Source organism: Pseudomonas sp. LB1P83, assembly GCF_054897885.1.
This window is the reverse complement of sequence record NZ_CM142709.1, coordinates 1,008,557-1,029,997: the sequence shown is the minus strand read 5'-3', so window position 1 is coordinate 1,029,997 and position 21,441 is coordinate 1,008,557. Positions and strand designations below refer to the sequence as shown.

Annotated in this window: 29 protein-coding genes; 4 read left to right on the top strand and 25 right to left on the bottom strand. The window is 58.9% G+C overall.

Features of this window, described 5'->3' with window-relative positions; translation table 11 throughout:
- The first annotated feature begins 105 nt into the window (after positions 1-105).
- A complete protein-coding gene (tsaA, locus tag ACYZTY_RS04585; RefSeq protein ID WP_461959251.1) occupies positions 106-807 on the top strand; it encodes a tRNA (N6-threonylcarbamoyladenosine(37)-N6)-methyltransferase TrmO in 702 nt (233 codons plus the stop codon).
- A 166-nt stretch (positions 808-973) separates the two neighbouring features.
- Here the strand turns inward: tsaA and fpr are convergent, their stop codons facing one another.
- Complete coding sequence (fpr, locus tag ACYZTY_RS04580) at positions 974-1,753, bottom strand: ferredoxin-NADP reductase (protein WP_003443014.1); 780 nt, start codon at positions 1,751-1,753, stop codon at positions 974-976.
- 123 nt (positions 1,754-1,876) lie between these two features.
- Between fpr and ACYZTY_RS04575 the strand changes: the two genes are divergently transcribed.
- Positions 1,877-2,803 (top strand): LysR family transcriptional regulator, encoded by a 927-nt coding sequence (locus tag ACYZTY_RS04575; protein WP_461957480.1) that lies wholly within the window; start codon positions 1,877-1,879, stop codon positions 2,801-2,803.
- Here ACYZTY_RS04575 and ACYZTY_RS04570 read toward each other — a convergent pair.
- The 3 genes from ACYZTY_RS04570 to ACYZTY_RS04560 form a co-directional block, all read right to left on the bottom strand.
- Positions 2,800-3,162 (bottom strand): diacylglycerol kinase, encoded by a 363-nt coding sequence (locus ACYZTY_RS04570; RefSeq protein ID WP_008010143.1) that lies wholly within the window; start codon positions 3,160-3,162, stop codon positions 2,800-2,802. The two genes, ACYZTY_RS04575 and ACYZTY_RS04570, sit on opposite strands and share 4 nt — an antisense overlap.
- A 75-nt stretch (positions 3,163-3,237) precedes the next feature.
- Positions 3,238-3,888: a response regulator transcription factor ErdR gene (erdR, locus tag ACYZTY_RS04565; RefSeq protein WP_010462704.1), complete on the bottom strand. Its 651-nt coding sequence runs from the start codon at positions 3,886-3,888 to the stop codon at positions 3,238-3,240.
- 208 nt (positions 3,889-4,096) lie between these two features.
- The gene (locus tag ACYZTY_RS04560; RefSeq protein ID WP_461957479.1) at positions 4,097-4,855 is read right to left on the bottom strand and encodes a tRNA-uridine aminocarboxypropyltransferase; all 759 of its coding nucleotides are present in this window, start codon (positions 4,853-4,855) and stop codon (positions 4,097-4,099) included.
- Positions 4,856-5,044: 189 nt separating this feature from the next.
- On the opposite strand from ACYZTY_RS04560, the gene ACYZTY_RS04555 reads away from it, so the two are divergent.
- Positions 5,045-5,470: a PA3611 family quorum-sensing-regulated virulence factor gene (locus ACYZTY_RS04555; protein ID WP_131059206.1), complete on the top strand. Its 426-nt coding sequence runs from the start codon at positions 5,045-5,047 to the stop codon at positions 5,468-5,470.
- On the opposite strand, the gene ACYZTY_RS04550 is transcribed toward ACYZTY_RS04555, so the two are convergent.
- Positions 5,471-5,665: a hypothetical protein gene (locus tag ACYZTY_RS04550; RefSeq protein WP_461957478.1), complete on the bottom strand. Its 195-nt coding sequence runs from the start codon at positions 5,663-5,665 to the stop codon at positions 5,471-5,473. It abuts the gene before it with no gap.
- Positions 5,666-6,142: 477 nt separating this feature from the next.
- On the opposite strand from ACYZTY_RS04550, the gene ACYZTY_RS04545 reads away from it, so the two are divergent.
- Positions 6,143-7,261: an LOG family protein gene (locus tag ACYZTY_RS04545; RefSeq protein ID WP_461957477.1), complete on the top strand. Its 1,119-nt coding sequence runs from the start codon at positions 6,143-6,145 to the stop codon at positions 7,259-7,261.
- Between the two features lie 55 nt (positions 7,262-7,316).
- On the opposite strand, the gene recX is transcribed toward ACYZTY_RS04545, so the two are convergent.
- From recX to ACYZTY_RS04445, 20 genes are all read right to left on the bottom strand, one after another.
- The gene (gene recX / locus ACYZTY_RS04540; RefSeq protein WP_461957476.1) at positions 7,317-7,784 is read right to left on the bottom strand and encodes a recombination regulator RecX; all 468 of its coding nucleotides are present in this window, start codon (positions 7,782-7,784) and stop codon (positions 7,317-7,319) included.
- Between the two features lie 8 nt (positions 7,785-7,792).
- The gene (gene recA, locus ACYZTY_RS04535) at positions 7,793-8,845 is read right to left on the bottom strand and encodes a recombinase RecA (RefSeq protein ID WP_461957475.1); all 1,053 of its coding nucleotides are present in this window, start codon (positions 8,843-8,845) and stop codon (positions 7,793-7,795) included.
- Between the two features lie 83 nt (positions 8,846-8,928).
- Complete coding sequence (locus tag ACYZTY_RS04530) at positions 8,929-9,429, bottom strand: CinA family protein (RefSeq protein ID WP_461957474.1); 501 nt, start codon at positions 9,427-9,429, stop codon at positions 8,929-8,931.
- Positions 9,430-9,509: 80 nt separating this feature from the next.
- The gene (locus ACYZTY_RS04525; RefSeq protein ID WP_461957473.1) at positions 9,510-10,046 is read right to left on the bottom strand and encodes a lysis protein; all 537 of its coding nucleotides are present in this window, start codon (positions 10,044-10,046) and stop codon (positions 9,510-9,512) included.
- Positions 10,028-10,591 carry a glycoside hydrolase family 19 protein gene (locus ACYZTY_RS04520; protein ID WP_461957472.1) on the bottom strand — a complete coding sequence of 188 codons (564 nt, stop codon included), beginning with the start codon at positions 10,589-10,591 and terminating at the stop codon, positions 10,028-10,030. The genes ACYZTY_RS04525 and ACYZTY_RS04520 overlap by 19 nt, the downstream gene beginning before the upstream one ends.
- A gap of 74 nt (positions 10,592-10,665) precedes the next feature.
- Complete coding sequence (locus ACYZTY_RS04515; protein WP_461957471.1) at positions 10,666-11,682, bottom strand: phage late control D family protein; 1,017 nt, start codon at positions 11,680-11,682, stop codon at positions 10,666-10,668.
- 9 nt (positions 11,683-11,691) lie between these two features.
- Positions 11,692-11,904 carry a tail protein X gene (locus ACYZTY_RS04510; protein WP_461957470.1) on the bottom strand — a complete coding sequence of 71 codons (213 nt, stop codon included), beginning with the start codon at positions 11,902-11,904 and terminating at the stop codon, positions 11,692-11,694.
- A complete protein-coding gene (locus ACYZTY_RS04505; protein ID WP_461957469.1) occupies positions 11,897-12,280 on the bottom strand; it encodes a phage tail protein in 384 nt (127 codons plus the stop codon). Before ACYZTY_RS04505 ends, ACYZTY_RS04510 begins: the two co-directional genes overlap by 8 nt.
- The gene (locus tag ACYZTY_RS04500; RefSeq protein WP_461957468.1) at positions 12,280-14,430 is read right to left on the bottom strand and encodes a phage tail tape measure protein; all 2,151 of its coding nucleotides are present in this window, start codon (positions 14,428-14,430) and stop codon (positions 12,280-12,282) included. The genes ACYZTY_RS04505 and ACYZTY_RS04500 overlap by 1 nt, the downstream gene beginning before the upstream one ends.
- 128 nt (positions 14,431-14,558) lie before the next feature.
- Positions 14,559-15,143 (bottom strand): phage tail assembly protein, encoded by a 585-nt coding sequence (locus tag ACYZTY_RS04495; RefSeq protein ID WP_461957467.1) that lies wholly within the window; start codon positions 15,141-15,143, stop codon positions 14,559-14,561.
- A gap of 179 nt (positions 15,144-15,322) precedes the next feature.
- Positions 15,323-15,829: a phage major tail tube protein gene (locus ACYZTY_RS04490; RefSeq protein ID WP_461957466.1), complete on the bottom strand. Its 507-nt coding sequence runs from the start codon at positions 15,827-15,829 to the stop codon at positions 15,323-15,325.
- Positions 15,829-16,995, bottom strand: a complete 1,167-nt coding sequence (locus tag ACYZTY_RS04485) for a phage tail sheath protein (protein ID WP_461957465.1) — start codon at positions 16,993-16,995, stop codon at positions 15,829-15,831. The genes ACYZTY_RS04490 and ACYZTY_RS04485 overlap by 1 nt, the downstream gene beginning before the upstream one ends.
- Before the next feature lies 1 nt (position 16,996).
- Positions 16,997-17,182, bottom strand: coding sequence for a hypothetical protein (locus ACYZTY_RS04480; protein WP_461957464.1), 186 nt, complete (start codon positions 17,180-17,182; stop codon positions 16,997-16,999).
- Positions 17,183-17,269: 87 nt separating this feature from the next.
- Positions 17,270-17,527, bottom strand: coding sequence for a tail fiber assembly protein (locus ACYZTY_RS04475; RefSeq protein WP_461957463.1), 258 nt, complete (start codon positions 17,525-17,527; stop codon positions 17,270-17,272).
- 10 nt (positions 17,528-17,537) lie between these two features.
- Complete coding sequence (locus ACYZTY_RS04470; RefSeq protein WP_461957462.1) at positions 17,538-18,158, bottom strand: hypothetical protein; 621 nt, start codon at positions 18,156-18,158, stop codon at positions 17,538-17,540.
- A gap of 76 nt (positions 18,159-18,234) precedes the next feature.
- Positions 18,235-18,765: a hypothetical protein gene (locus ACYZTY_RS04465; protein ID WP_461957461.1), complete on the bottom strand. Its 531-nt coding sequence runs from the start codon at positions 18,763-18,765 to the stop codon at positions 18,235-18,237.
- 71 nt (positions 18,766-18,836) lie between these two features.
- Complete coding sequence (locus tag ACYZTY_RS04460; RefSeq protein ID WP_461957460.1) at positions 18,837-19,496, bottom strand: phage tail protein I; 660 nt, start codon at positions 19,494-19,496, stop codon at positions 18,837-18,839.
- On the bottom strand, positions 19,493-20,488 hold the full coding sequence (locus tag ACYZTY_RS04455) for a baseplate J/gp47 family protein (protein WP_461957459.1): 996 nt from the start codon (positions 20,486-20,488) through the stop codon (positions 19,493-19,495). The genes ACYZTY_RS04460 and ACYZTY_RS04455 overlap by 4 nt, the downstream gene beginning before the upstream one ends.
- Positions 20,485-20,817 (bottom strand): phage baseplate protein, encoded by a 333-nt coding sequence (locus tag ACYZTY_RS04450; RefSeq protein ID WP_461957458.1) that lies wholly within the window; start codon positions 20,815-20,817, stop codon positions 20,485-20,487. The genes ACYZTY_RS04455 and ACYZTY_RS04450 overlap by 4 nt, the downstream gene beginning before the upstream one ends.
- A gap of 11 nt (positions 20,818-20,828) precedes the next feature.
- Positions 20,829-21,440: a phage baseplate assembly protein V gene (locus ACYZTY_RS04445; RefSeq protein ID WP_461957457.1), complete on the bottom strand. Its 612-nt coding sequence runs from the start codon at positions 21,438-21,440 to the stop codon at positions 20,829-20,831.
- Between the last annotated feature and the right edge of the window lies 1 nt (position 21,441).

The window sequence follows — 21,441 nt, the reverse complement described above, 5'->3', positions numbered from 1 at the left end:
AAATGTGGGAGTGAGCCTGCTCGCGATGGCGGACTGACAGGCACCACCGAAGCAACGGTCGATCGGGTTATCATGCCCGCCCAAATTCCCGCCTCGACCCAAACCATGACCTACAGCGTTTCCCCCATCGGCTTCGTGCGCTCCTGCTTCAAGGAGAAGTTTGCCATCCCGCGCCAGCCGCAACTGGCCCCGGCCGCTCGCGGCGTGCTGGAACTGGTGGCGCCGTTCGATCAGGGCGATGCAGTGCAAGGCCTGGAACAGGTGAGCCACGTCTGGTTGCTGTTCCTGTTTCATCAGGCCCTGGAAGAAAAGCCACGCCTGAAAGTCCGCCCTCCTCGCCTGGGCGGCAACAAATCCATGGGTGTGTTCGCCACCCGCGCAACGCATCGGCCCAATGGCATCGGTCAATCCGTGGTGAAGCTGGACAAGGTTGAAGCCAATCGCCTGTGGATTTCGGGAATCGACCTACTCGACGGCACGCCGATTCTCGACATCAAACCCTACGTGCCTTACGCGGACATCATCGACACGGCCTCCAATAGCATTGCCAGCGCCGCGCCACTGTTGATTCCCGTGCAGTGGACGGATTCAGCGCTGCGACAGGCTCACGAGCACGCTCAGCGCCTTGAAGAGCCCTTGGTCGAGCTGATCGAGCAATGCCTGGCGCAAGATCCACGGCCGGCGTACCAGACGCCAACACCGGAACGAGAATACGGCGCACAATTCTGGGACCTGGATGTGCGCTGGCATTACCCTGAGGCTGGTGTGATCCGCGTTCTCGAAGTCATTTCCGCCTCCAACCTGTAGGAGCTGTCGAGTGAAACGAGGCTGCGATCTTTTGATGTTGCTTGTAAAAACAAGATCAAAAGATCGCAGCCTCGTTTCACTCGACAGCTCCTACAAGGTTTGCCTCAGGCATAAAAAACCCCCATGCCTGCACAGGCAATGGGGGCTTTCTGGTGGTGCGTTGTGCTTACTTCTCTACGAATGCGCGCTCGATCAGGTAGTCACCCGGCTCGCGCATCCGCGGCGAAACTTTCAGGCCGAAGCTGTTCAACACTTCGCTGGTCTCGTCGAGCATGCTCGGGCTGCCGCATAGCATGGCGCGGTCGTCCTGCGGGTTGATCGGTGGCAGACCGATGTCGCTGAACAGCTTGCCGCTGCGCATCAGGTCGGTCAGGCGACCTTCGTTCTCGAATGGCTCGCGGGTCACGGTCGGGTAGTAGATCAACTTGTCACGCAATGCCTCGCCGAAGAACTCGTTCTGCGGCAGGTGCTCGGTGATGAACTCGCGGTAAGCGACTTCGTTGACGTAACGTACGCCGTGGCACAGGATCACTTTTTCGAAACGCTCGTAGGTTTCCGGGTCCTGGATGACGCTCATGAACGGCGCCAGACCGGTACCGGTGCTGAGCAGGTACAAATGTTTGCCAGGCTTCAAGTCATCCAGCACCAGGGTACCGGTAGGCTTTTTGCTGATGATGATCTCGTCGCCTTCCTTCAGATGCTGAAGTTGGGAAGTCAGCGGGCCATCAGGCACCTTGATGCTGAAGAACTCGAGATGCTCTTCCCAGTTCGGGCTGGCGATCGAGTAAGCGCGCATGAGCGGCCGGCCGTTGGGCTGTTGCAGGCCGATCATCACGAACTGACCGTTCTCGAAGCGCAGGCCCGGATCGCGGGTGCACTTGAAGCTGAACAGAGTGTCGTTCCAGTGATGAACACTGAGGACACGCTCGTGGTTCATGTTGCTCATGTACGTGGGACTCCTGGGAGATTTTGCCTGCGCCGCTGATGTGCGCAATTGCATCGCATTCTAATGGCAGCGACAATATCTGTTAAATGGATTATTAAGATAAGGGTTATCGGTTATATAGATATGCGATTTACTCTCCGTCAACTTCAAGTATTCGTCGCCGTCGCCCAGCAGGAAAGCGTATCCCGTGCTGCCCTGACGCTCAACCTCTCGCAATCGGCGGCGAGCACCTCGATCACCGAGCTAGAGCGCCAGTCCAGCTGCCAGCTGTTCGACCGCGCCGGCAAACGGCTGAGCCTCAACGCCCTCGGCAAACAGCTATTGCCGCAAGCGGTGGCGCTGCTCGACCAGGCCAAGGAAATCGAAGACTTGCTCAACGGCAAATCCGGTTTTGGCTCTCTGGCGGTCGGCGCGACCCTGACCATCGGCAATTACCTGGCCACCTTGCTGATCGGCAGCTTCATGCAGCGCCATCCCGAAAGCCAGGTAAAGCTGCACGTGCAGAACACTGCCAACATCGTGCAGCAAGTTGCTCACTATGAAATTGATCTGGGTCTGATCGAAGGCGATTGCAGCCATCCGGACATCGAAGTGCAGAGCTGGGTCGAAGATGAGCTGGTGGTGTTCTGCGCACCGCAGCATCCACTGGCCAAGCGTGGCAGCGCGACCATGGAAGAACTGACCCACGAGGCCTGGATTCTGCGGGAACAAGGCTCTGGCACACGGCTGACCTTTGACCAGGCCATGCGTCACCATCGCAGCGCGCTGAACATCCGTCTGGAACTGGAACACACCGAAGCGATCAAGCGCGCGGTGGAATCAGGCCTGGGGATTGGCTGCATTTCGCGCCTGGCGCTGCGCGATGCGTTCCGTCGCGGCAGTCTGGTGCCGGTTGAGACACCGGATCTGGACCTGGCGCGGCAGTTCTATTTCATCTGGCACAAACAGAAATATCAGACGTCGGCGATGCGCGAATTCCTCGACCTGTGCCGCGCCTTCACCGCCGGGGTTCAGCGCAGCGACGAGATCGTGCTGCCCACCATCGCTTAAAGCAGAATCACCGCCCACACCAGCGCGATCATGCTCAACGCCACGAACTGAGCGGCGCTGCCCATGTCCTTGGCGTTCTTGGACAGCGGGTGCAGCTCAAGGGAAATGCGGTCGATGGCCGCTTCCACTGCCGAGTTCAGCAACTCGACGATCAACGCCAACAGGCAGACCGCGATCAGCAACGCCTGCTCGACACGGCTGACGTTCAGAAAGAACGAAAGCGGGATCAGGATGACGTTGAGCAACACCAGTTGCCGAAAAGCCGCTTCACCGGTGAAGGCTGCGCGCAGGCCGTCCAGCGAGTAGCCCGAAGCGTTGAGGATACGTTTGAGGCCGGTTTGGCCTTTGAATGGAGACATAGAGTAGGCAACTGACCAAAAAGGAGTGGGAAAGCTAGATCAACCAAAGTCAAAAAAGCGTGAACAGGCCAACTCTTAGTGGCTCGAAATTGACTCAAGTTGTTGCAAGAGCAACGCAGCCTGGGTGCGAGTGCGCACATTCAGCTTACGGAAAATCGCCGTGACATGCGCCTTGATGGTCGCTTCGGAGACGCTCAACTCGTAGGCAATCTGCTTATTCAGCAACCCTTCGCAGACCATGGTCAACACCCGAAACTGCTGAGGCGTGAGGCTGGCAAGGCCTTCACTGGCCGCCTTGGCTTCAGCGGAAACGCTCACGGCCTCGAACGCCTGGGGTGGCCAGAACACATCGCCATCGAGCACCGCACGCACGGCTTTCTGGATGACGCTCAGATCACTGGACTTGGGAATGAAACCGCTGGCGCCGAATTCGCGGGACTTCACCATGATCGAGGCTTCTTCCTGGGCCGACACCATCACCACCGGAATCTGCGGGTACTGACCACGGAGCAGCACCAGCCCGGAAAAACCGTAGGCCCCCGGCATGTTGAGGTCCAGCAGCACCAGATCCCAGTCAGATTTTTCGTCCAGTCGGGTTTCCAGCTCGGCAATGCTTGCCACTTCCACCAGACGGACATCCGGCCCCAGACCGAGGGTCAACGCTTGATGCAGGGCGCTACGAAAAAGAGGGTGGTCATCGGCAATCAGGATTTCGTATGTGGCCATTTTTCTAATGATCCTGTTTTTCTAACAACTAAGGCACAGCCACGGAGCTGCACCAACAGGGCACGTTCAACGCCAATCACGTGGCTATCACGTAAAGAATACGGCGTATCAAACTTTGGCCGCGCCCCAATCGGCGCCAAGCATGCCCAGCGAAACCGGGGTGGTCAAGGTGCCTGGCCGGTACAGTTCTTTGCAGTATGGGCGACAATCAGCAGATGACCGGAGCCCTGTTCTGCACGAAAGGCATCAGTTCGGTGTGGGCGGGCGTGGCAACGTTCATGTCCAGCTGATGTTTCGCGTCCAGGTAATGCTGGCTGAACACATCGAAATAAGCGTCCAGCGCCGATGCCGCCTCGGTATCGCCCGCAAGATCCAGACACAAAGCCGCCACTTCGGCGGTGCACAAGTGCTCGCTGCGGGTCGACCTGCGCAACCGGTACCGCGACAGTTTCTCGGGCAGCAGGCTCAGGATCGGCAGCCGATCAAAATACGGGCTCTTGCGGAAAATCTTCCGGGCTTCGGTCCAGGTCGCGTCGAGCAGAATGAACAATGGCCGCTTGGTGCTATCGGCCTCGACGGTGTTCGTCACTCGCTCGGGCTCGACGTATTCACCCGGAAAGACCAGGTACGGTTGCCATTGCGGATCGGCCAGCAACGCCAGCAACTGCGGATCAGTTTCCGTGCGGGACCAGATAAAGGCATGGTTGTCGCGCACCACATCAGCAATCAGCCAGCCGGTGTTGCTCGGTTTGAACACTTCTTTATTGGTCATGATCAGGCACACGCCCGAGCGCGCATCGACCTGCGGGCGCCAGGCGCACAGGCAGTGGCTCTCGATCACGCGGCAGGCACGGCAACGCGGCGCCCTCCAGCCACGGGCCTGGGTCGGCTTGATGCCCTCCTCTTCTCGCTCGTCGCGCAAGCGGGCGACGGCGTTTGCAGCAAAGGGTGGGGGGACAGGGCTCATCGAAGGCAGCACCGGAGGGGATAGAAAATCGACACGAAAAGCACTCGACAGGGCACAAAGACGCGGCAGTTTATCAGAGCAGCCGGTGCAAGCCTGTACCGTCCAGGCCTCGTCCCCTATAATTCGCCGCCACTGAACGCACAGTCATGTGACAGGTCGAACCACCAGTCACTGAACCAGGAGAGTTTCATGCTGCGCCTTATCGTTCCCACCGCTGCCATTTTGCTGGCGTCGTCTTTCAGCGCTCAGGCTGCGTCCTTGAGTGAGCAGAATCTCAATCGAGAACTGCGAAACGTCGCCGCACAAAGCAGTGTTGGCACTCCACGGGCGATCAACGAAGACATTCTTGATCAAGGCTACACCGCCGAAGGCAATACGCTGATCAACCACTTGAGCGTACAAAGCAGCCACGCCAACAAGATGCGTGCCGATCCCAAAGCCGTGTATTTCCAGTTGGGTGCCTCTGTGTGCAACAACCCATCGTTCCGCAAACTGATGGCCAAGGGCGCGGTCATGCGTTACGACTTTACCGAAGTGAAGACCAATCGCTCGGTCGGTTCCGCCAGCTATCAGGAATCGGATTGCCCCAAAGCTGCACCGGCCAAGAAAAAGTAATCATCCGGAATTGGCGCGCCGTTGTTCATCCTCGGCACGCAGTTCTGCCACCAACGCCTGCAAATAACGCGAACGCTGCTCCGCGCCTTCCAGACGCCGGCAGCACTCCTCTTCGAGACTCAAATGATGGGTCTCGGCGGATGACTTCAGTAATCGATACAGTTGCGTATCGATTTCCAGAATGACTCTGGCCATCGTTTCCAGCCTCCCTGCACCTCGCCCTGTTTGGGCGAAAAATCCTTGAACCGCTTGAACCGTGCGCCCTGCCTTTGACGCAAAGTTGTCGTGTCACGCCTGTCACTTAGTAAATCAGAGCGGTGAGCCCGTGGCTTACGTTCAGACGAACGGTGAATTCACCTTGCAAATCGTCAATAAGCGATTGCCAGGAAAGACTTTGCGGCGCAATGATCAAGTCAGCGAGAATCTCTGCAAGGGTCTAGATTCAGAGTGTTCACGATCACTTTTCAGGGCAGGAAAGGGGCTGCCCGTCGCGTGTCTTGTTGTGCGAACGTTTCTTTCATCCAAGGGAAAAACAGAGCCTGTATGGACGACTCGAACCGAGTCGGGTGGAGCGCCCAGGCATGGGCTTGGGCAGACAGCGACACATGAGGTGTCGCGGCGCTGACGACTGCTTTGTCGGCGCCAAGGGTTCTGTGCAGAAGGAGTAGTTGAATGCCTTACCAACCGAATGACCTCCTGAGCCGTCATTTCGAAGAAAGCGGCCACGACCTCATCAGCAAGGTCGAAGAGCAACTCAACCTGGTTTCACCCAACAGCCCCAACATCCCGATTTACCGCGACATGATCCTGACCGTGCTGCGCATGGCCCAGGAAGATCACAACCGATGGAATGCCAAGATCACCCTTCAAGCCCTGCGCGAACTGGAGCATGCCTTCCGCGTGCTCGAGCAGTTCAGGGGGCGACGCAAGGTCACCGTTTTTGGCTCGGCGCGCACACCGATCGAACACCCGTTGTATGGCCTGGCCCGGGAACTCGGCGCCGCGCTGGCGCGCTCGGACCTGATGGTCATCACCGGTGCCGGCGGCGGCATCATGGCGGCGGCCCATGAAGGTGCCGGCCTGGAACACAGTCTGGGGTTCAATATCACCCTGCCCTTCGAGCAGCATGCAAACCCCACCGTGCAGGGCACCGCCAACCTGCTGCCCTTCCACTTCTTCTTTACCCGCAAGCTGTTCTTCGTCAAAGAAGCCGATGCGCTGGTCCTGTGTCCAGGCGGTTTCGGAACCCTGGATGAAGCGCTCGAAGTCTTGACGTTGATTCAGACCGGCAAAAGCCCATTGGTGCCTGTGGTGCTGCTGGACGCGCCGGGTGGTAAGTTCTGGCAGGGCGCGCTGGACTTCATTCACCATCAACTGGAGGAAAACCGCTACATCCTGCCGACCGACATGAAGCTGGTGAGCCTGGTCTACAGCGCCGAAGAAGCGGTAGAGCAGATCAATCAGTTCTACGGCAACTTCCACTCCAGTCGCTGGCTCAAGCATCAGTTCGTGATCCGCATGAACCACAAGCTCAGCGACCAGGCGCTCGAAGACATGCAGGAAGCGTTCGCCGACCTGTGCCTGAGCGATCACTTTCATCAGCATGCCTATAACGGCGAGGAGCACGATGAAGCGCAGTTCAGTCATCTGGCGCGACTGGCCTTCAACTTCAACGCCAGGGATCATGGCCGTTTGCGGGAACTGGTGGACTACATCAACCTGCCGGAAAACTGGGCCCATTCCAAACCCCAGGCGCCACAGCGCACGCGAGAGCCGTCCAAGGTGACATGAAGCAAAAGCCAGGCAAAAAAAAACGGCCCGCTATCGAAATAGCGGGCCGTTTTTATTAATCATCCACTCCCCTACCGCTGAACAAGCGGCCGATCATTTCCATGGAGTATCCCCGATAACTCAGGAAACGCCCCTGCTTGGCGCGCTCCCGGACGTCTATCGGCAGATGCCCGGCAAATTTGCGTCGCCAGGTCTCTTCCAGTTGCTCCTGCCAGTTGATACCGCTCTCGCGAAGGGCGAGTTCGATGTCGTTACGTTGCAGGCCGCGCTGGCTCAATTCTTCGCGAATACGCAAAGGGCCGTAGCCGGAACGAGCACGGTAGGAAACGAAGCTTTCGAGGTAACGGGATTCGGACAGCAAGCCCTCTTCCGTCAAACGGTCGAGTGCTGTGTCGATCATTTCAGGGAGAGCGCCGCGCTGACGCAGTTTACGCGTCAGCTCGACTCGACCGTGCTCGCGTCGTGCGAGCAGGTCCATGGCGGTTCGCCGCACTGCGACGAGTGTATCGAGTACGGCGGTCATCGGATCAATCAGATATCCGCGTCAGCCAGGTCATCAGCCGTCACTTTGGCGGGCGATGCTTTGACGTCAGGAGCGGGGGTCAGCAACTTGTCACGCAGTTGCTTCTCGAGCTTGGCGGCGATTTCCGGATTGTCTGCCAGGAACTTGGCCGAGTTGGCCTTGCCCTGACCAATCTTGGTGCCTTCATAGGCATACCACGCGCCGGACTTCTCAACGAAACCGTGCAGCACGCCCAGGTCGATCATCTCGCCGTTGAGGTAGATGCCCTTGCCATAAAGAATCTGGAACTCAGCCTGACGGAACGGCGAAGCCACCTTGTTCTTGACGACTTTTACGCGGGTTTCGCTACCGACGACTTCATCACCTTCTTTCACCGCGCCGGTACGACGGATGTCCAGACGAACCGAAGCGTAGAACTTCAGCGCGTTACCACCGGTGGTGGTTTCCGGACTGCCGAACATCACGCCGATTTTCATACGGATCTGGTTGATGAAGATCACCAGGCAGTTGGCGTTCTTGATGTTGCCGGTGATTTTACGCAGCGCCTGGGACATCAGACGGGCTTGCAGGCCCACGTGCATGTCACCCATTTCGCCTTCGATTTCAGCCTTCGGAACCAGGGCCGCCACGGAGTCGACGATGATCACGTCAACCGCGTTGGAACGCACCAGCATGTCGGTGATTTCCAGGGCTTGCTCGCCGGTGTCCGGCTGGGAGACCAGCAGGTCGTCGACGTTGACGCCCAGTTTGCCGGCGTATTCAGGGTCGAGGGCGTGTTCGGCGTCGACGAATGCGCAGGTCGCGCCGGCTTTTTGAGCCTGGGCGATCACCGACAGTGTCAGCGTGGTTTTACCGGAGGATTCAGGACCGTAGATTTCAACGATACGGCCTTTTGGCAGACCGCCAATGCCGAGCGCGATGTCCAGACCCAGAGAGCCAGTGGAGATAGCCGGGATCGCCTGACGGTCCTGATCGCCCATACGCATTACGGCACCCTTGCCGAATTGACGTTCGATCTGACCCAGGGCCGCAGCCAAGGCTTTCTTCTTGTTGTCGTCCATTAAAGTCCTCACGTAATCAATAAGGCCTGACGGCCAACACCTGTATAAGTAGCCAGTATTATTCCACAGCGTTTCAGGATCGCCTACCCCTGATTTGAGATTTCTCCAGCGGCATGACGCAGCAGCCCCTCTAGCGCGGCCTTAACCGTTTGTCGGCGGACCTCATCGCGGTTACCGGCGAAGTGCTGCACCTCGCTGAACACCTGCTCACCGACGCCCCAGGCCAGCCAGACCGTGCCGACCGGTTTGTTCGGAGAGCCGCCATCCGGGCCGGCCACACCACTGACCGCCACGGCAAAGTACGCCCGGCTCTTTTCCTGCGCGCCGCGAACCATCGCCTCGACCACCTCGCGACTGACCGCGCCCACCACAGGGAACAATTCGGAAGGCACGTTCAACTGCTCGGTTTTCTGTCGGTTGGAATACGTGACATAACCGGCCTCGAACCACGCCGAACTCCCCGGAATGCGAGTGATCGCCTCTGAGATCCCACCGCCGGTACACGACTCGGCAGCGGTGACGTGAGCATTCAGAACCTGCAAGCGCCTGCCAAGTTCAGCGGCCAGTTGAGTGATTTCTTTCACGGTCATCTCCTGAGCGGGCGGAATGAGCACTACCGTACACGAGCAGATTGCGCTTGCAAGGCACAGGATCGATCAAAATGTTAGCGAACGACGGCTCTGACATAGGCCTGGCAGGCCTGCAAAGCAATCAGTCCGCTGTCGCCGGCACCGGTGATGGCGATAATTCGTTGAGCATGCGCCGGGTCAAGTCGGGCTCGCGCCGTTCCATGATCCACGCCGCCGGCACCGGAGGTGGCTGACATTGAACAGCCTGAGGCAGCGTCATTGGTATCGAGGAGGACTGACAAGCGCAGATCAGCAGTGGCAAGACGATCGCGCAGGCGACCTTGATCACGTTGGGCATCGCTTAGCGCTCGATAGTGGGTTTGTTCACTGGCCGACAGACGTTGCTCCAGGGCCAGGCGTTTGTCCTGCTCGGCCTGTTGCTGGGTTGCGGCGGCCAGCGTCAGTTGATTCAGTGCCTCGGCGTGCAACCTGGCCTGTTCCGCCAGTTGCCGACCGTACCGCCAATCCTGAAAGTGCCAGGCCAGCGCCGCCGAGCCACCGGCCAACACCGCCAGAAACACAATAAGGCCGATTGCCCGGTAAGGCGCCGCCATCAAACCGAAGTCTGGCATAACACCGCCCTCGCCCGCGCCCAGAGTTGCAAGCGATCCTGCAACCCGTTCAAGCCGCCATTGATGCGGCGAGTGATGCTGTTGAACTGATCGCGGTCAGCCAGTTCGTTAAGGCCGTTTTGCTCCCAGAACCAGGCGGCTGATTCGACGGCCCATTGCGGCTTTTCCAGCAGTTCAGGCAAAAACAGCAAACGATCATCGCCGAACAGTCCGAGGCTGCATTGGCGATAGTTGTCGCGACCGGTGATCTGGATCAGGCCTCGGCCGCGGTACTTTTGGCCGTCGCCGTCGGGTTCCGGGGTGTTGCCCAAGCGGCTGGCCAAGGAGCCGGTGTCGTACTTGCTCAGATACTGCTCACTGCCGAGTTCACGCACGTACTGCAACTGACCCGATTCGTGCCCGACTTGTGCCAGAAAAGCAGCGATGCGTTTGGGCGTGTTGATGTTGAATCGCCCCATGGCGAGGTTGAGACAGGAAACAAAAACGCCCGCTTGCTGGCGGGCGTTGGGCAGGATGCTTTGCAACATTTGTTGAGTAACCGACATGATCCCCCCAGAGAGAGAATGGGAAACAGCATTGACGTTATTGGGTTGGCGCATTCACGAATCGAGCAAGGGCGTCAGACCTTGGCGTCCAGGCAGGTCGCGTCTATCGAACAGCGATAGCTTTTCTCCCGACTGCCGCTGGCGGTGACCTTGTCGATCGACCAGCGACCGCGCATGAAATCCGGCCAGGTGGGATCCAGCAGTACGACGCCTTCGGCGGACAATCCGGGATTGCCCGGGCACTCGATCGTCACCTTGAGGGCTTCCCGCAGCATCCGGCGAACCTCGCCCTCTCCTGCGGCCTGGGCATCGTCCGCACTCTGGTAGCGCTGGCGCATTGTCTTGAACGGCGCGATGCCGCTTTCCACCACCTGCACTTTGCCGGCGGCCGCGTCCCACCAGCCGGTTTTGCAACCCTGATATTTCGCCCGGGCGGTTTCCACCAGCACCGCGGAGATAAAGGCGTTATCGCCCGGGCGATTGTTGGTCGTCACCGACAGCTTTATGTTCGGTAGAACTTTGCCCGACAAGGATTTCGCCTGACCGCGCCGCGCCAACACATACAGTTCGTTGATCGGCTTGGCGACGGCGTCATGAAGGTGGGCCAGCCGAGTCAGAAACCCCATGTCCGTTTCGTTGGACTGATCGATGTGTTCGATTCTGATCAGCGCCAGCTCGGGTGCGACACGAGGCGAAAACCCGTGCCTGGACGTCAGTTGGCGAAACAGCGCACCCAACGTCGTCGGACCATGGCTGACCGATCGACGCTGCTTGAAACCGGTCTGGTCCGCCGCACTGAACGGTGCCGCCGTGGCCACCAGCATCAGGCGCAACGGGAACAGCGTCGGCGTACGTCGTGTAATGACGAACTCGCCTTTGTCCACCAGTCCCGACTCCCGATAACCGACCCGCAGGCCGATCTTTCCACCCAGGTCCGGCAAGCCTTCAATCCCGTCCAGACTGATGGTCAGCGTCAAACTATCGGACTCGATTCCCGCCGCATCGACGTGCTGCCAGGAGAGCAATCGTTCGTTGAGCAGCGCAGCGTTGGCGCCATAAATTTCCACCGCAGGGGTGAATCCCAGTGACATGTTGCCTCCTTAATCCCAGGCCGAAACCGGCGTGGGTGCAACGGGTTTTGCATCCACTTCCGGCAAGACCACCCACACCCCTGCCGGCAACACAGCAGCGTATTCGGCCAGCCCCGGATTGAGCCGCCAGAGCGCTTCCTCGACGGCGTCGTCACAACGCTCGAGCTCGCGGTAGAGCAACAGATTCACCGAATCACCGGCAATACTTCGAACCCTACGCATTGGCGACCTCCATCAACTCAATCGTCCAGTCGACCACCATCGCGGTACCGTCATCAATGATGTTGTTTTGGGTTTCCGACACATCGTTGATCCGCCACAAGCCCCAGTTGCGACCGATGCCGTCAACCAATGGCAAAGGGATGCGCAGCGCCTGCAAGGCACGCAGTTCATCGAGCCGATCCATGGCGGTCGCGTACATTGATTTGCCCGAAACCGTCAGGGTTTGCAGGCCTTGGCCGATCTGGATGGACCTGGGTTTGCTGGTGAGGATTTCGATGTTCGTCCAGCCACCGCTCGACTTGTGCACCAAGGCGCTGTAGGCGAAGTTTCTGGACAGGCCGAAAATGAAACTGCCCAGGATCATTTGCTGGCGCATTACGTACCTCCGTCGGTCAGGGCCGCGTCACTTCGCACAGAGAGCGGATTGATCATCATCGGCATAAATTCGCCGTTGAACTGCATGCGCAGGTTCGCCATGATTTTTTCAGTCAGTCGATCAGAGTCCGTCGGATCGGCACCGGTGATTTGAATGACCGGCGAGTAGTTGATCTGTCGGTTGTCTGCGGCTGCGCCGGTCAGGTCTTTGCTGACCTGGTCCGGTGACCGAAGCCGGTCAACCTCGGTGTAGAGAGACTCCCCAAGCATTTCCCCGCCCTGACTGCCGACGTAGGAACCGATCAGGCCGCCGACCAAAGCGCCAATGGCAGTGCCCACGACCGGGACCGGGATGAAGCTGCCGATCATCGCGCCGGTGGCGGCGCCCGCATAGCCGCCGGCCAAACCGCCAACGCCCGACCCGAGAGCTCCGGAAGCGGCTTTGTAATCACCCGCCATCAGCGCTTTAACGCCGTCGTAACTCGCGCTGGCGACCGCCATAGGAGCGCCCAGCCTACCGGTGAAGGTCTTGGCTCTGGCCATGGAAGTGGCCAGCCGACTACGCATCGCAGGACGTGGGGCTTTGGTGTTAGCAGCACCCTGTGGTTTCTGTTTACCGTCGTTGTCCGGCGTGCCGTCGCCTGCCTTTTTCTGGTCTTGACCCACGACCTCATCACTTCCCGGTGGCTTGATGGCAGCGTCCGGTTTCAGCAGTTCTGTTTTTGCGGAAGAAACAATCGACGTCAGCTTGTTCATGATCGCCCCGCGAAACGGAGTCGCAAGCGCGGCACCCAGCAAGGACAATCCGGCGATGACTTTCGGGAGTGTCTCAACCACCGAACTGACGCCGCTGACCACAAGATCGGCGCCGAGTATCGCAAGATCCGTGATGGGAGCGACCGCGTTACCGAGCGCCGTATAAAGACGGGTCAGGCTTGCGTCCAGCGCACTCCAGCGTGCTTGCGAGGTATTGCCACGGGCGTCGGCAGTCTCTGCCATTGAACCTTTGTTCTTATCGGACGCCACCGTAAACGCGGTATTCAGGTCCTGAGGGCTCTTCAGCAATTCGCGGATGCCGGCATCGCCCTCAAACAGCGTCTTGATCAATGCGCCCTGTTGCTCGGCAGGCTTGCTACTCAGCGCCGCCAGCACATCCTTGATCGCGCCCGATGCGTCCGTGCGCATCCTGCTGGCCAGTGCTCCCGGCTCGATATCAAGCTCGGCCCAGGCGGCCCGTTGCTCCGGCGTCGCCTTGTCGCCCTTGCCGAACGCCGTGCCCAGCGTTTTCAACGATGCCCCGGCGCCTTCCTTGCTCACGGAAGCGCTCAGCAGGGCCGCCGCGATCGCTGCCACTTGCTCGGGCTTCATGCCCGCCGCCAGACTCGTCTCGCCACCGTTTTTCACCACCGAACCGATGTCTGCCGCTGAGGCTTTCAAATCGACACGGGCGCCAAGGCGATTGGCCGCATCGCCCAGGTCGAGACTTTTTGCCCGATCAAGTTTCAACGACGTATGCCAACCAGCCATCAGCTCGCCGGCCTCCTTGGCGTCAATCTTGTACGCAGACGCCATGGTGCCGGTATCGCGAGCGAAATCCGTCAGCACTTGCGTCAGGTCATCCGGTTTGACGTTTTTGACCAGGCCCGTATTGACCGCCGCCAGTTGAACCTGCAACAGCTGCACCCCTGTCGTACCACTGGGAGAGGTGCGTTTTTCAGCGGCTATTTTCGAGGTTTCATTCGCCAGCGCCTGAAGCGTTTCCGGATCCAGCTGCAACTTTTGATTGAGGTCGACCAAGGCCGTCTGCATCGCCATTGCCGGCTTTAACTCCTCCGGTGGTGCACGCTGGTCAACCTCGGCCTTGAGCTTTGACTTTGCCTCAGCGGCTGGCACAGGTGCCGATGCGTTTGCCTTGAGCAGCGACTGCTGCGACGACAGGGCACCGTTCAACGACGCCAGGGTTTCGCGCAGCTTTTCCTGCGCCGCCACCAACAAACGGATGTCGAGGCTGGCCGTGGTGAGTGCCAGATTCAGCCCCGACAAAGGGTCCCGGATACCGGCAAGTCCCGGCGTTTCTGATGCACTGCCGGGTTGCGGCAGCTCAATTTGCTTTATCGCCGCACCGGGCGGCGAATATTTGCTCTCTGCCATCCCGCTCTACTCCTGTTTTACGCCAAGGCGAGTGATCGCGATGTCGTAGCGGCGCAATGCCTTGCCGGCGTCCCATTCCAGAATTTCCGCCTCACTTACCGAGTAAATGAGGGGCACCACATCGAGGATTACTTCGATGTCGCGCTCCGAAAGAAGTCCGCCGGTTTGTTTAAAAAATCGTCGATGCGTACCTGAAGCTGTGTCCAGTCGGGCACGGTCAGCAGGTCCAGATCGGGAAGCATCAGCCCGGTGCAATGGGCGGTGATGAACTCGGCGCGTTCCTTGGCCGTTTTCAGTTTTTTCATCGCCTTGGTCGCCCGCAGTACCGGCATTTCCAGGGTCAGCGAGGTCAGGCTGCGGCCCGCTGCGTTGAGCGGCTGCAGCAGTTGCACTTGGTCGGGATCGTCCGATGCTGCGTCAGCTTCGCTGTCTTTCTGTAGAAAATATGACGCCGGTCGGGTCGACATCTCATGCACGTACTGCGCGATGCTCACGTAGTCCGGGCGCTTGAGCTGGTCGAGTTCCTTGACCGACAGGCCGGTGGCCAATTTGGCCAGCTCGAAGAACTGATCGTCTTCATCATCGCCGGCACGGGCCAGGGCTTCTTTCTGTGCGGCATAAAACAACGGTTTGAGCTGAATCTGCTCGAGCGTCGATTGATCGTCGGCAGTGATCGGCGACAACAGTTCATGTTTGGGTGGCATCCAGGACATGGAAGAAATTCCTTGGTGACTCATGGAGGGGTGCTGCGCAGGGAGCTGTTCGCCACAATCCTTGTGGGAGCGAGCCTGCTCGCGATAGCGTCGGGGCAGTCAACAATGATGTTGAAAGTGAAGCCCTCATCGCGAGCAGGCTCGCTCCCACAGGTAGTGCGCCTTGGTTGGTCTTGGTGTTACGGGATCAGCACAGCGCGGCGGGCGTTGCCGAGAATGTCCACGCCGTTGAGCACGAACTTTTGCGTGCGCACATCGATGTCGATCACCGGGATGCCGTTTTCGAGGCGGTTGTAGGTGCGGCAGGAAAGCTCGAGGGTGGTCTTGGGTTTGTCGTTCATTTTGAGGACGGCTTCCTCAAGGGATTTCAACTTGCCGCCAACGGTGTGGTAGGTGAACCAGGTGTTACCGTCCTGATCCTGACCGGCTTCACGCACGTTCAGCAGAATATCGTCGCCCAGCTTCACGCCGAGGGCGAGCATGATCTCCGGTCCGGCGCCTTGCAGGATCAGCTTGGAGGTCAGCGCCTTGCCACTTTTGGCCATTTCTTCGCCGATGAAGCGGCCGCCGACCATGTTTTCCATCTCGAACTCGATCTTTGGCGGGGTGAACTCTTCCACCGTCGCCGACAACGGCAGGCCTTGCAGGGTGGCCGCGATGGCCTGTCTTACGCGGTTGGTAAACATTAGAGAACGTCCTCCAGGAATTGCTCGATGATTTCATCGCGGGCGTTGAGTTGATAAACCATGTGTTCGTTCGGCGCGTAGCGGCCGTAGTCGATGACGATGAACCAGGTGCCGTTCTTGTATTTCTCGACACTGTTCAATTCCGGGTGCAGGTACACACTGCCGCCAGGGATGGTTTCATCGGCAACCAGGGTTTGCAGCCAGTCGTTGATGCGCTTGACCTCCTGATCCATGAACGACTTGGTCAGGTTTTTCGCCATGGCTTTCTGGCCGGCCTTGACCAGCTTGCGGCTGATCGCATCTTCGAGGCCGACGTAGCTGATGAACTTGCCGGTGATGGAGCGGTTACCCAACAGCGAGAAGCCGCCGAGGATGGTCCGGGCGTAGTAGCTGATGCCGTAGCGGTTGAGCAGATCGCCTTCGGTGGATTTGTCGAGGATGTTGTATTCCACGACCCGCGACACGTCTTCGGCGAAGGTCACCTGGTTGCCCGGGCTCTCCCACTGCTTGACCTTGGCCAAGGCGGCGATGGCCAGGCTCGATGGCGACAGGAACACGTTTTTCTTCGCCGCCTTGGAGTACACCGACGGCATGTTGTGCACCAGCAGGCAGCGGTCGAAGCCGAGGTCAGCGCCGCCCAGCTCCTGGCTGTAGGTCACTTGATCGGCCACCGCGGCGTCCTTGCCGTCGAGTACCACACGCGCCTTGATGCGCTTGCCGAACGAGGCGAATTCACTGGCCACGGCTTTGGTGCCGGTGAAGCCTGGTGCACCGATGATGGTCAGGTCTTCGGGCACACCGCTCAACGCGGCCAGGCCCAGTTTGCGACCGGTGAGAGGCTCGACGCCGCCGATCACGTTATTCACCGTGTCCGCCGGGGTTGCGCCCTCTTCGACGATGACCACGTAGACCGGCACCTTGACCACTTTCAGGATCTGGAACACCGCGTGGAACAGCGTGCCCGACTCAGTGCCGGTCGGATCGAGCAGCGCCTGAGTGGTGAAGCTGTTGATGCGGAAAGGGGCATTGCGCGGAATCAGCGGATCGGCCTTCGGCGCGGTACCGATCAGTCCGATGACGTTGTCACCGAGGCCACCCATGGCCTCGGGGGATTCAGTGGCATTGACGGTAATGCCGTTGTGCTCGAAGTTCAAAACCTCAGCCATGTTATTCAGCCTTCTTGGCAGCGGCCTTCACGGCCTTGGTGGATGTGGATTTCAGCTCCAGGCGACCGGCGCTGAGCAGTGCATTGGCCTCGACGTCGAGCAGGTCCAACTCTTGGCCGGAGGCGGACCAGTGACCGCGCCCGACGGGGAACGGGACGAGGACGGTGTAGGTTTGGCGGATAGACATTTGCGAATTTCTCCAGACGCAAAAACACAAAACCCCCTTCATGGGGGTATTGTGCGGGCGAAAAAAAACCGCTTTCGCGGTGGGGGGTTACTTCACGACGGCCGGGAGCTCCGGCCACACCAACTTGTCAGGGTGTTCAGCCATTTCAGGAATATCCCGCAGCGCCTTACGGTAAGCGGTGACCTGGGCCAGTTGTGCAGCCGTGACCGGATAATCCGGCAACTGGGTAAAATCCGTTGCGCGCAGAAGCTGATCGCGACGGGTACGAACCGCCGCCCATTCGATTTCAGGCAGAGGCACTGCGAGCGGCATTTGCGTGCTGCTGATGACAGGTGTATCGGACATTATTGACTCCTTAACTAAAGGCTACGGTTTCAGCGAGCGACAACTTTGTTTTAAGATCACCCAAATTAAACAAACGTCCGTTACCCACTCGCATGGTGTCGATGCGTACTGTTGTGTAATAAATATTCGGGATCAGAATACGCATAATAACGTTCCCATTAGCATCGGCATAAACAGCAGGTGTCATGTTGCCGAACGTCGAAACGTTTTGCAGTGTACGAGTGGGCTGGTAGCAATAGCCAACCAGCGTCTCTTCAATGATCTTTGCAGTTCCGTAGCTGTAACCCTTGATATTGAACCAGAACATCTCCGAATTGACGTTGATGTTTAGCGGCACTTTGAAATGCATGTAAACATTGGCGCTGATGCCGAGGTCGGTCGAAACAAAGTCGCCCTGCCCTCCAACACCTTGCAAGCCGCCGGTACCCGGGACAAACCCTTGCAACAGGTTGCGGCGAATAGTGCCGAGTGCTGCCGGATCCCCTTCTACGTCCTTGAGGTTCCGCCATTCACTGAACTGGCTCAACGCGGTGGCCATGGTGCTGTTGATGCTGCCAATCTTTCCATTGACTACAGTGGTCAGGTTATTGGCCGCCGTCACCAGCGATGCGACAGTAGTTTCTAAACTCACGCTTCAGATTCCTTTGCAATTAATCAGGTCGGCAGTATTCAGGCACAAATACTTTCCATGTGAACTTCACATCGTATTACTTGGTTTGCAGCGACATCACTCGAAGCAGCAACTCGACATGGCGTGCCATGTTGTCAATATCGGCGCAGGCGAGTGCTGTAAACTCTTCACTCAACAAGATATTGAGATTTTCCGATCCTACAATCACCGTTACGCTTTCCGTTGGTAACGGTGAAACATCCAATGTGAACTTCTGCAGGACTCGAGCGGCGGCGGCCTTATACGTCAGCAAACTACCGGCAACGGAATAAACCGCAAGCAAAGTGCCGCTGGCAAGATAAAAGCCGAACTCACCAATTTCATATTCATCCGGGCCACTGAACAGCGCCCCCATCCGGAGTTCCCCGGCGCCCAGGTCCTCATAATCAACAATCGCCACCCGCTGGCGCTCATCACGCAGAGCCGTTTCCGAGCCATTCGGGTCATAACGAGCCGTCCCGGCCCCGATATGGGTAATTTCTCCTTTCAAGCCTTGGTTCTTTGCCTGTAACACTTCTGCCAGACCGGCGGAAGTGAAGCGAACCAAGCGCGTAATTTCATCTGTCATGGCAGCGCCTTGAGATCGTCGTTCGTTAATGGTTTAGCACCAGGAGGCCCCGGCGCCGATAAGTCCGGCCGTTAACCTTGACCGGGCAGTGCGGCGCGAAGAGGCAACTCGCCAACTGAAAGCGGTATCCACATCGCACTGCTCAACACCAGCGCGCTGCTGAGTTTTACGTCGGGCAATAAGGTTGGCTGGCTGTCGTCGCGGACAGTCAGTACAGGATCCGCCGCGGCAGTCATCCGCAGGCCACCGCGGGTTTCATGCACGATGGTGATGGTTGCTTGGTCGCGCTCGCTTTTGGCCGCATTGATGCGGCGTATCAAGCGCGTGTGATCGCCGCTCGACCAACTGCGCCCGACAGTCGCCTGTACGTCGAAGGTGTAGGGATTGCCGCGCGGTTGCTGTTGGTACCAGGGCGAGATGTGGGGCGTAAAACCCATCGACTCGACAGCGTGACTCAACGCTTTGTCAGTGCCGGCCTGACGCTGGATTTGCCAGGAAAGCGCGACCGTCAGGCGCTTTTCCGATTCACTGGCCTGCGTGTCCCACTCGCCGACTCCGCGATCCAGCGCAAGGTACGGAAGGAATGCGAAGGGGGTGGCGGATGGCTCCATCAACTCTGGAAACGGAGGCTCGATACGCTCAAGCAATGTGCCAAAGCCAAGATCGAGGGCTTTTTCCAACAGTGAACTGTTGGCAGGCAACAGGCTAGGACGAGGCTTGTCGTCACTCATAACGTATTCACCTCGACCTCGACGCCCGTGCAAAACGGTGCTTCAAAGGCGGTTGTCACAATCGGCTCGACCGGTTCGAGAATCTCAAGCTGAACCGCGCCGGCACTGTGCAACGTGTAGTCGATCCAGCTCGGATCCACCCGCCCTTCCAGTCGATGACAGGCATCGGCATACGCTTGCAATTGCTGTTGCGCGGCCACCTTGGTCAACCCGGAATCAGGCCCGGCGTTGATCGTCGCCACGACCCGGATTTTGTAGGTCTTGATGTGCGCTCCCTGCACCGTGACAAGGTCCGTTTCGGGGCGCACATCAGGTCGGGCGAAATGCTGTCGAACACCGTCAAGTAACGTTTCGGATGGCGTGCCATCGCCCTCGCGGGCAAGTACGGTGACCATCACTTCGCCGGGGGCAGTGCGGCGTCCGTTGCCGTCCTTGACCTGGGCCGCGTAGCCGTCCGGGTCGAACGTGTAGGTGACCGTCACCACGCCCGCAGCAGGGGTGTCCACCTTCACAGCGGGTCGCTCACCGAGGGTGAATACTTCACGACGGTATTGCATGCGCGACCCGGCCGCCGGTGCATGGGGCGCCAGGTAGTAACGCAACCGGGCGTCATCGTCGCTTTCATAAACCGGAGCCACTGGCGGAAATGCCGCCGGATCGCCCGGGTGCAGCAACTGTCTTTCAAGGCCCATGTCCGCCAGTCGCGCGTCGAGATTGCTACCCGTCGCCCACCACGCCAGCATCTGCTTGATGCGGGCGTTGTACTTGCGTTCGTGGATTTGCAGACGCACACAAAAGGCTTCAAGGGCCAGGGTCAGCAACTCGCTTTCGTTGTCGAAGCTGACTTTGAGTTTTGCCGCACGCTCGGGGGAGCGGGCTGCGACGTACTCGACGACAAACGTCTTGAACTCCGCAAGCAGGTCCTCGAACGCTTCGACGGTGACGATCGCAGGTTCGGCCAGCTGATTCTGGCCAGGTATCAACATACTCATGTCACCACCTCGAATGTCTGATTACGGTTTTTCCAGAGGCCGGCGAAACGCAACAGCAGCCCTGCCCCGTGGCGGCTGGCAACAATGACCTGAGGCTGGAAATCACCAATGCCGTTCTGCTCGTTGTAAAAAGCCTGCGCCGCGTGGCTCTGGGCAAGCATCAGCAGGTCGTCGCCGAGGTTCTGGCCGAGCAGGTCCGGGATCAGGGAGCCGTACAAGGGACGCTTCTGACGAGTGCCCAAAGGAGTGGTCAGCGCCCGTGTCGCGCGCTGTACGAACTGCAGCCAGTCGTCGACCGTTACGCCGGTGTTTCTATCGATTCCGATCATGGAAAACTCTTTTATGCAGTGCTAATGACTCGACCCTGGTGATCCACCAAGGGGCCGCTCAGGTGCACACCGGATGCGTCGAGCCGTAAGCCGGTCGCACCCAGTTGCAGTTGGATCGCCTCAGGCGTCATGACCAACCGGGCCGGGCCGATGCTCAGTTCGAGCGATTCGCGAGTGCCGGTAAATGCTGCCGGGCCGTTTTGCCAGCGCAGGGCATGACTGGCGTCGTCGTAGCCACTTTCGGTGCCGTCCTGATAGCGACGACGCGTCAGCGAAGCCTGCGTTGAGACCGGCGGAAACTGGCCACCATTGAGGCCGAACAACGCAACGGACTGACCGCTGCTGGCGCCGCCGCCATGGTTCAGCAACACACACTGTTCACCGACGGAGGGAATGCGCGACTCGCTTTGTGCACCGGCACTCGGGTTGAAAAAGCGGATGGCCGGGGTTAGCAACTCACCATGGCGGACCCTGCACGTATTGCTGCTCGCATCGACTTCCTCGCACACACCAATGCGGCAGAGGCTGTCGGTGCGCCGGTGCAGGTCTTCAATCTCGGTTTCCATTTCGGCCAGACGCTCGATGATCGGGCCCAGTTGCTGGTTGAACAGTGCATCGAACATG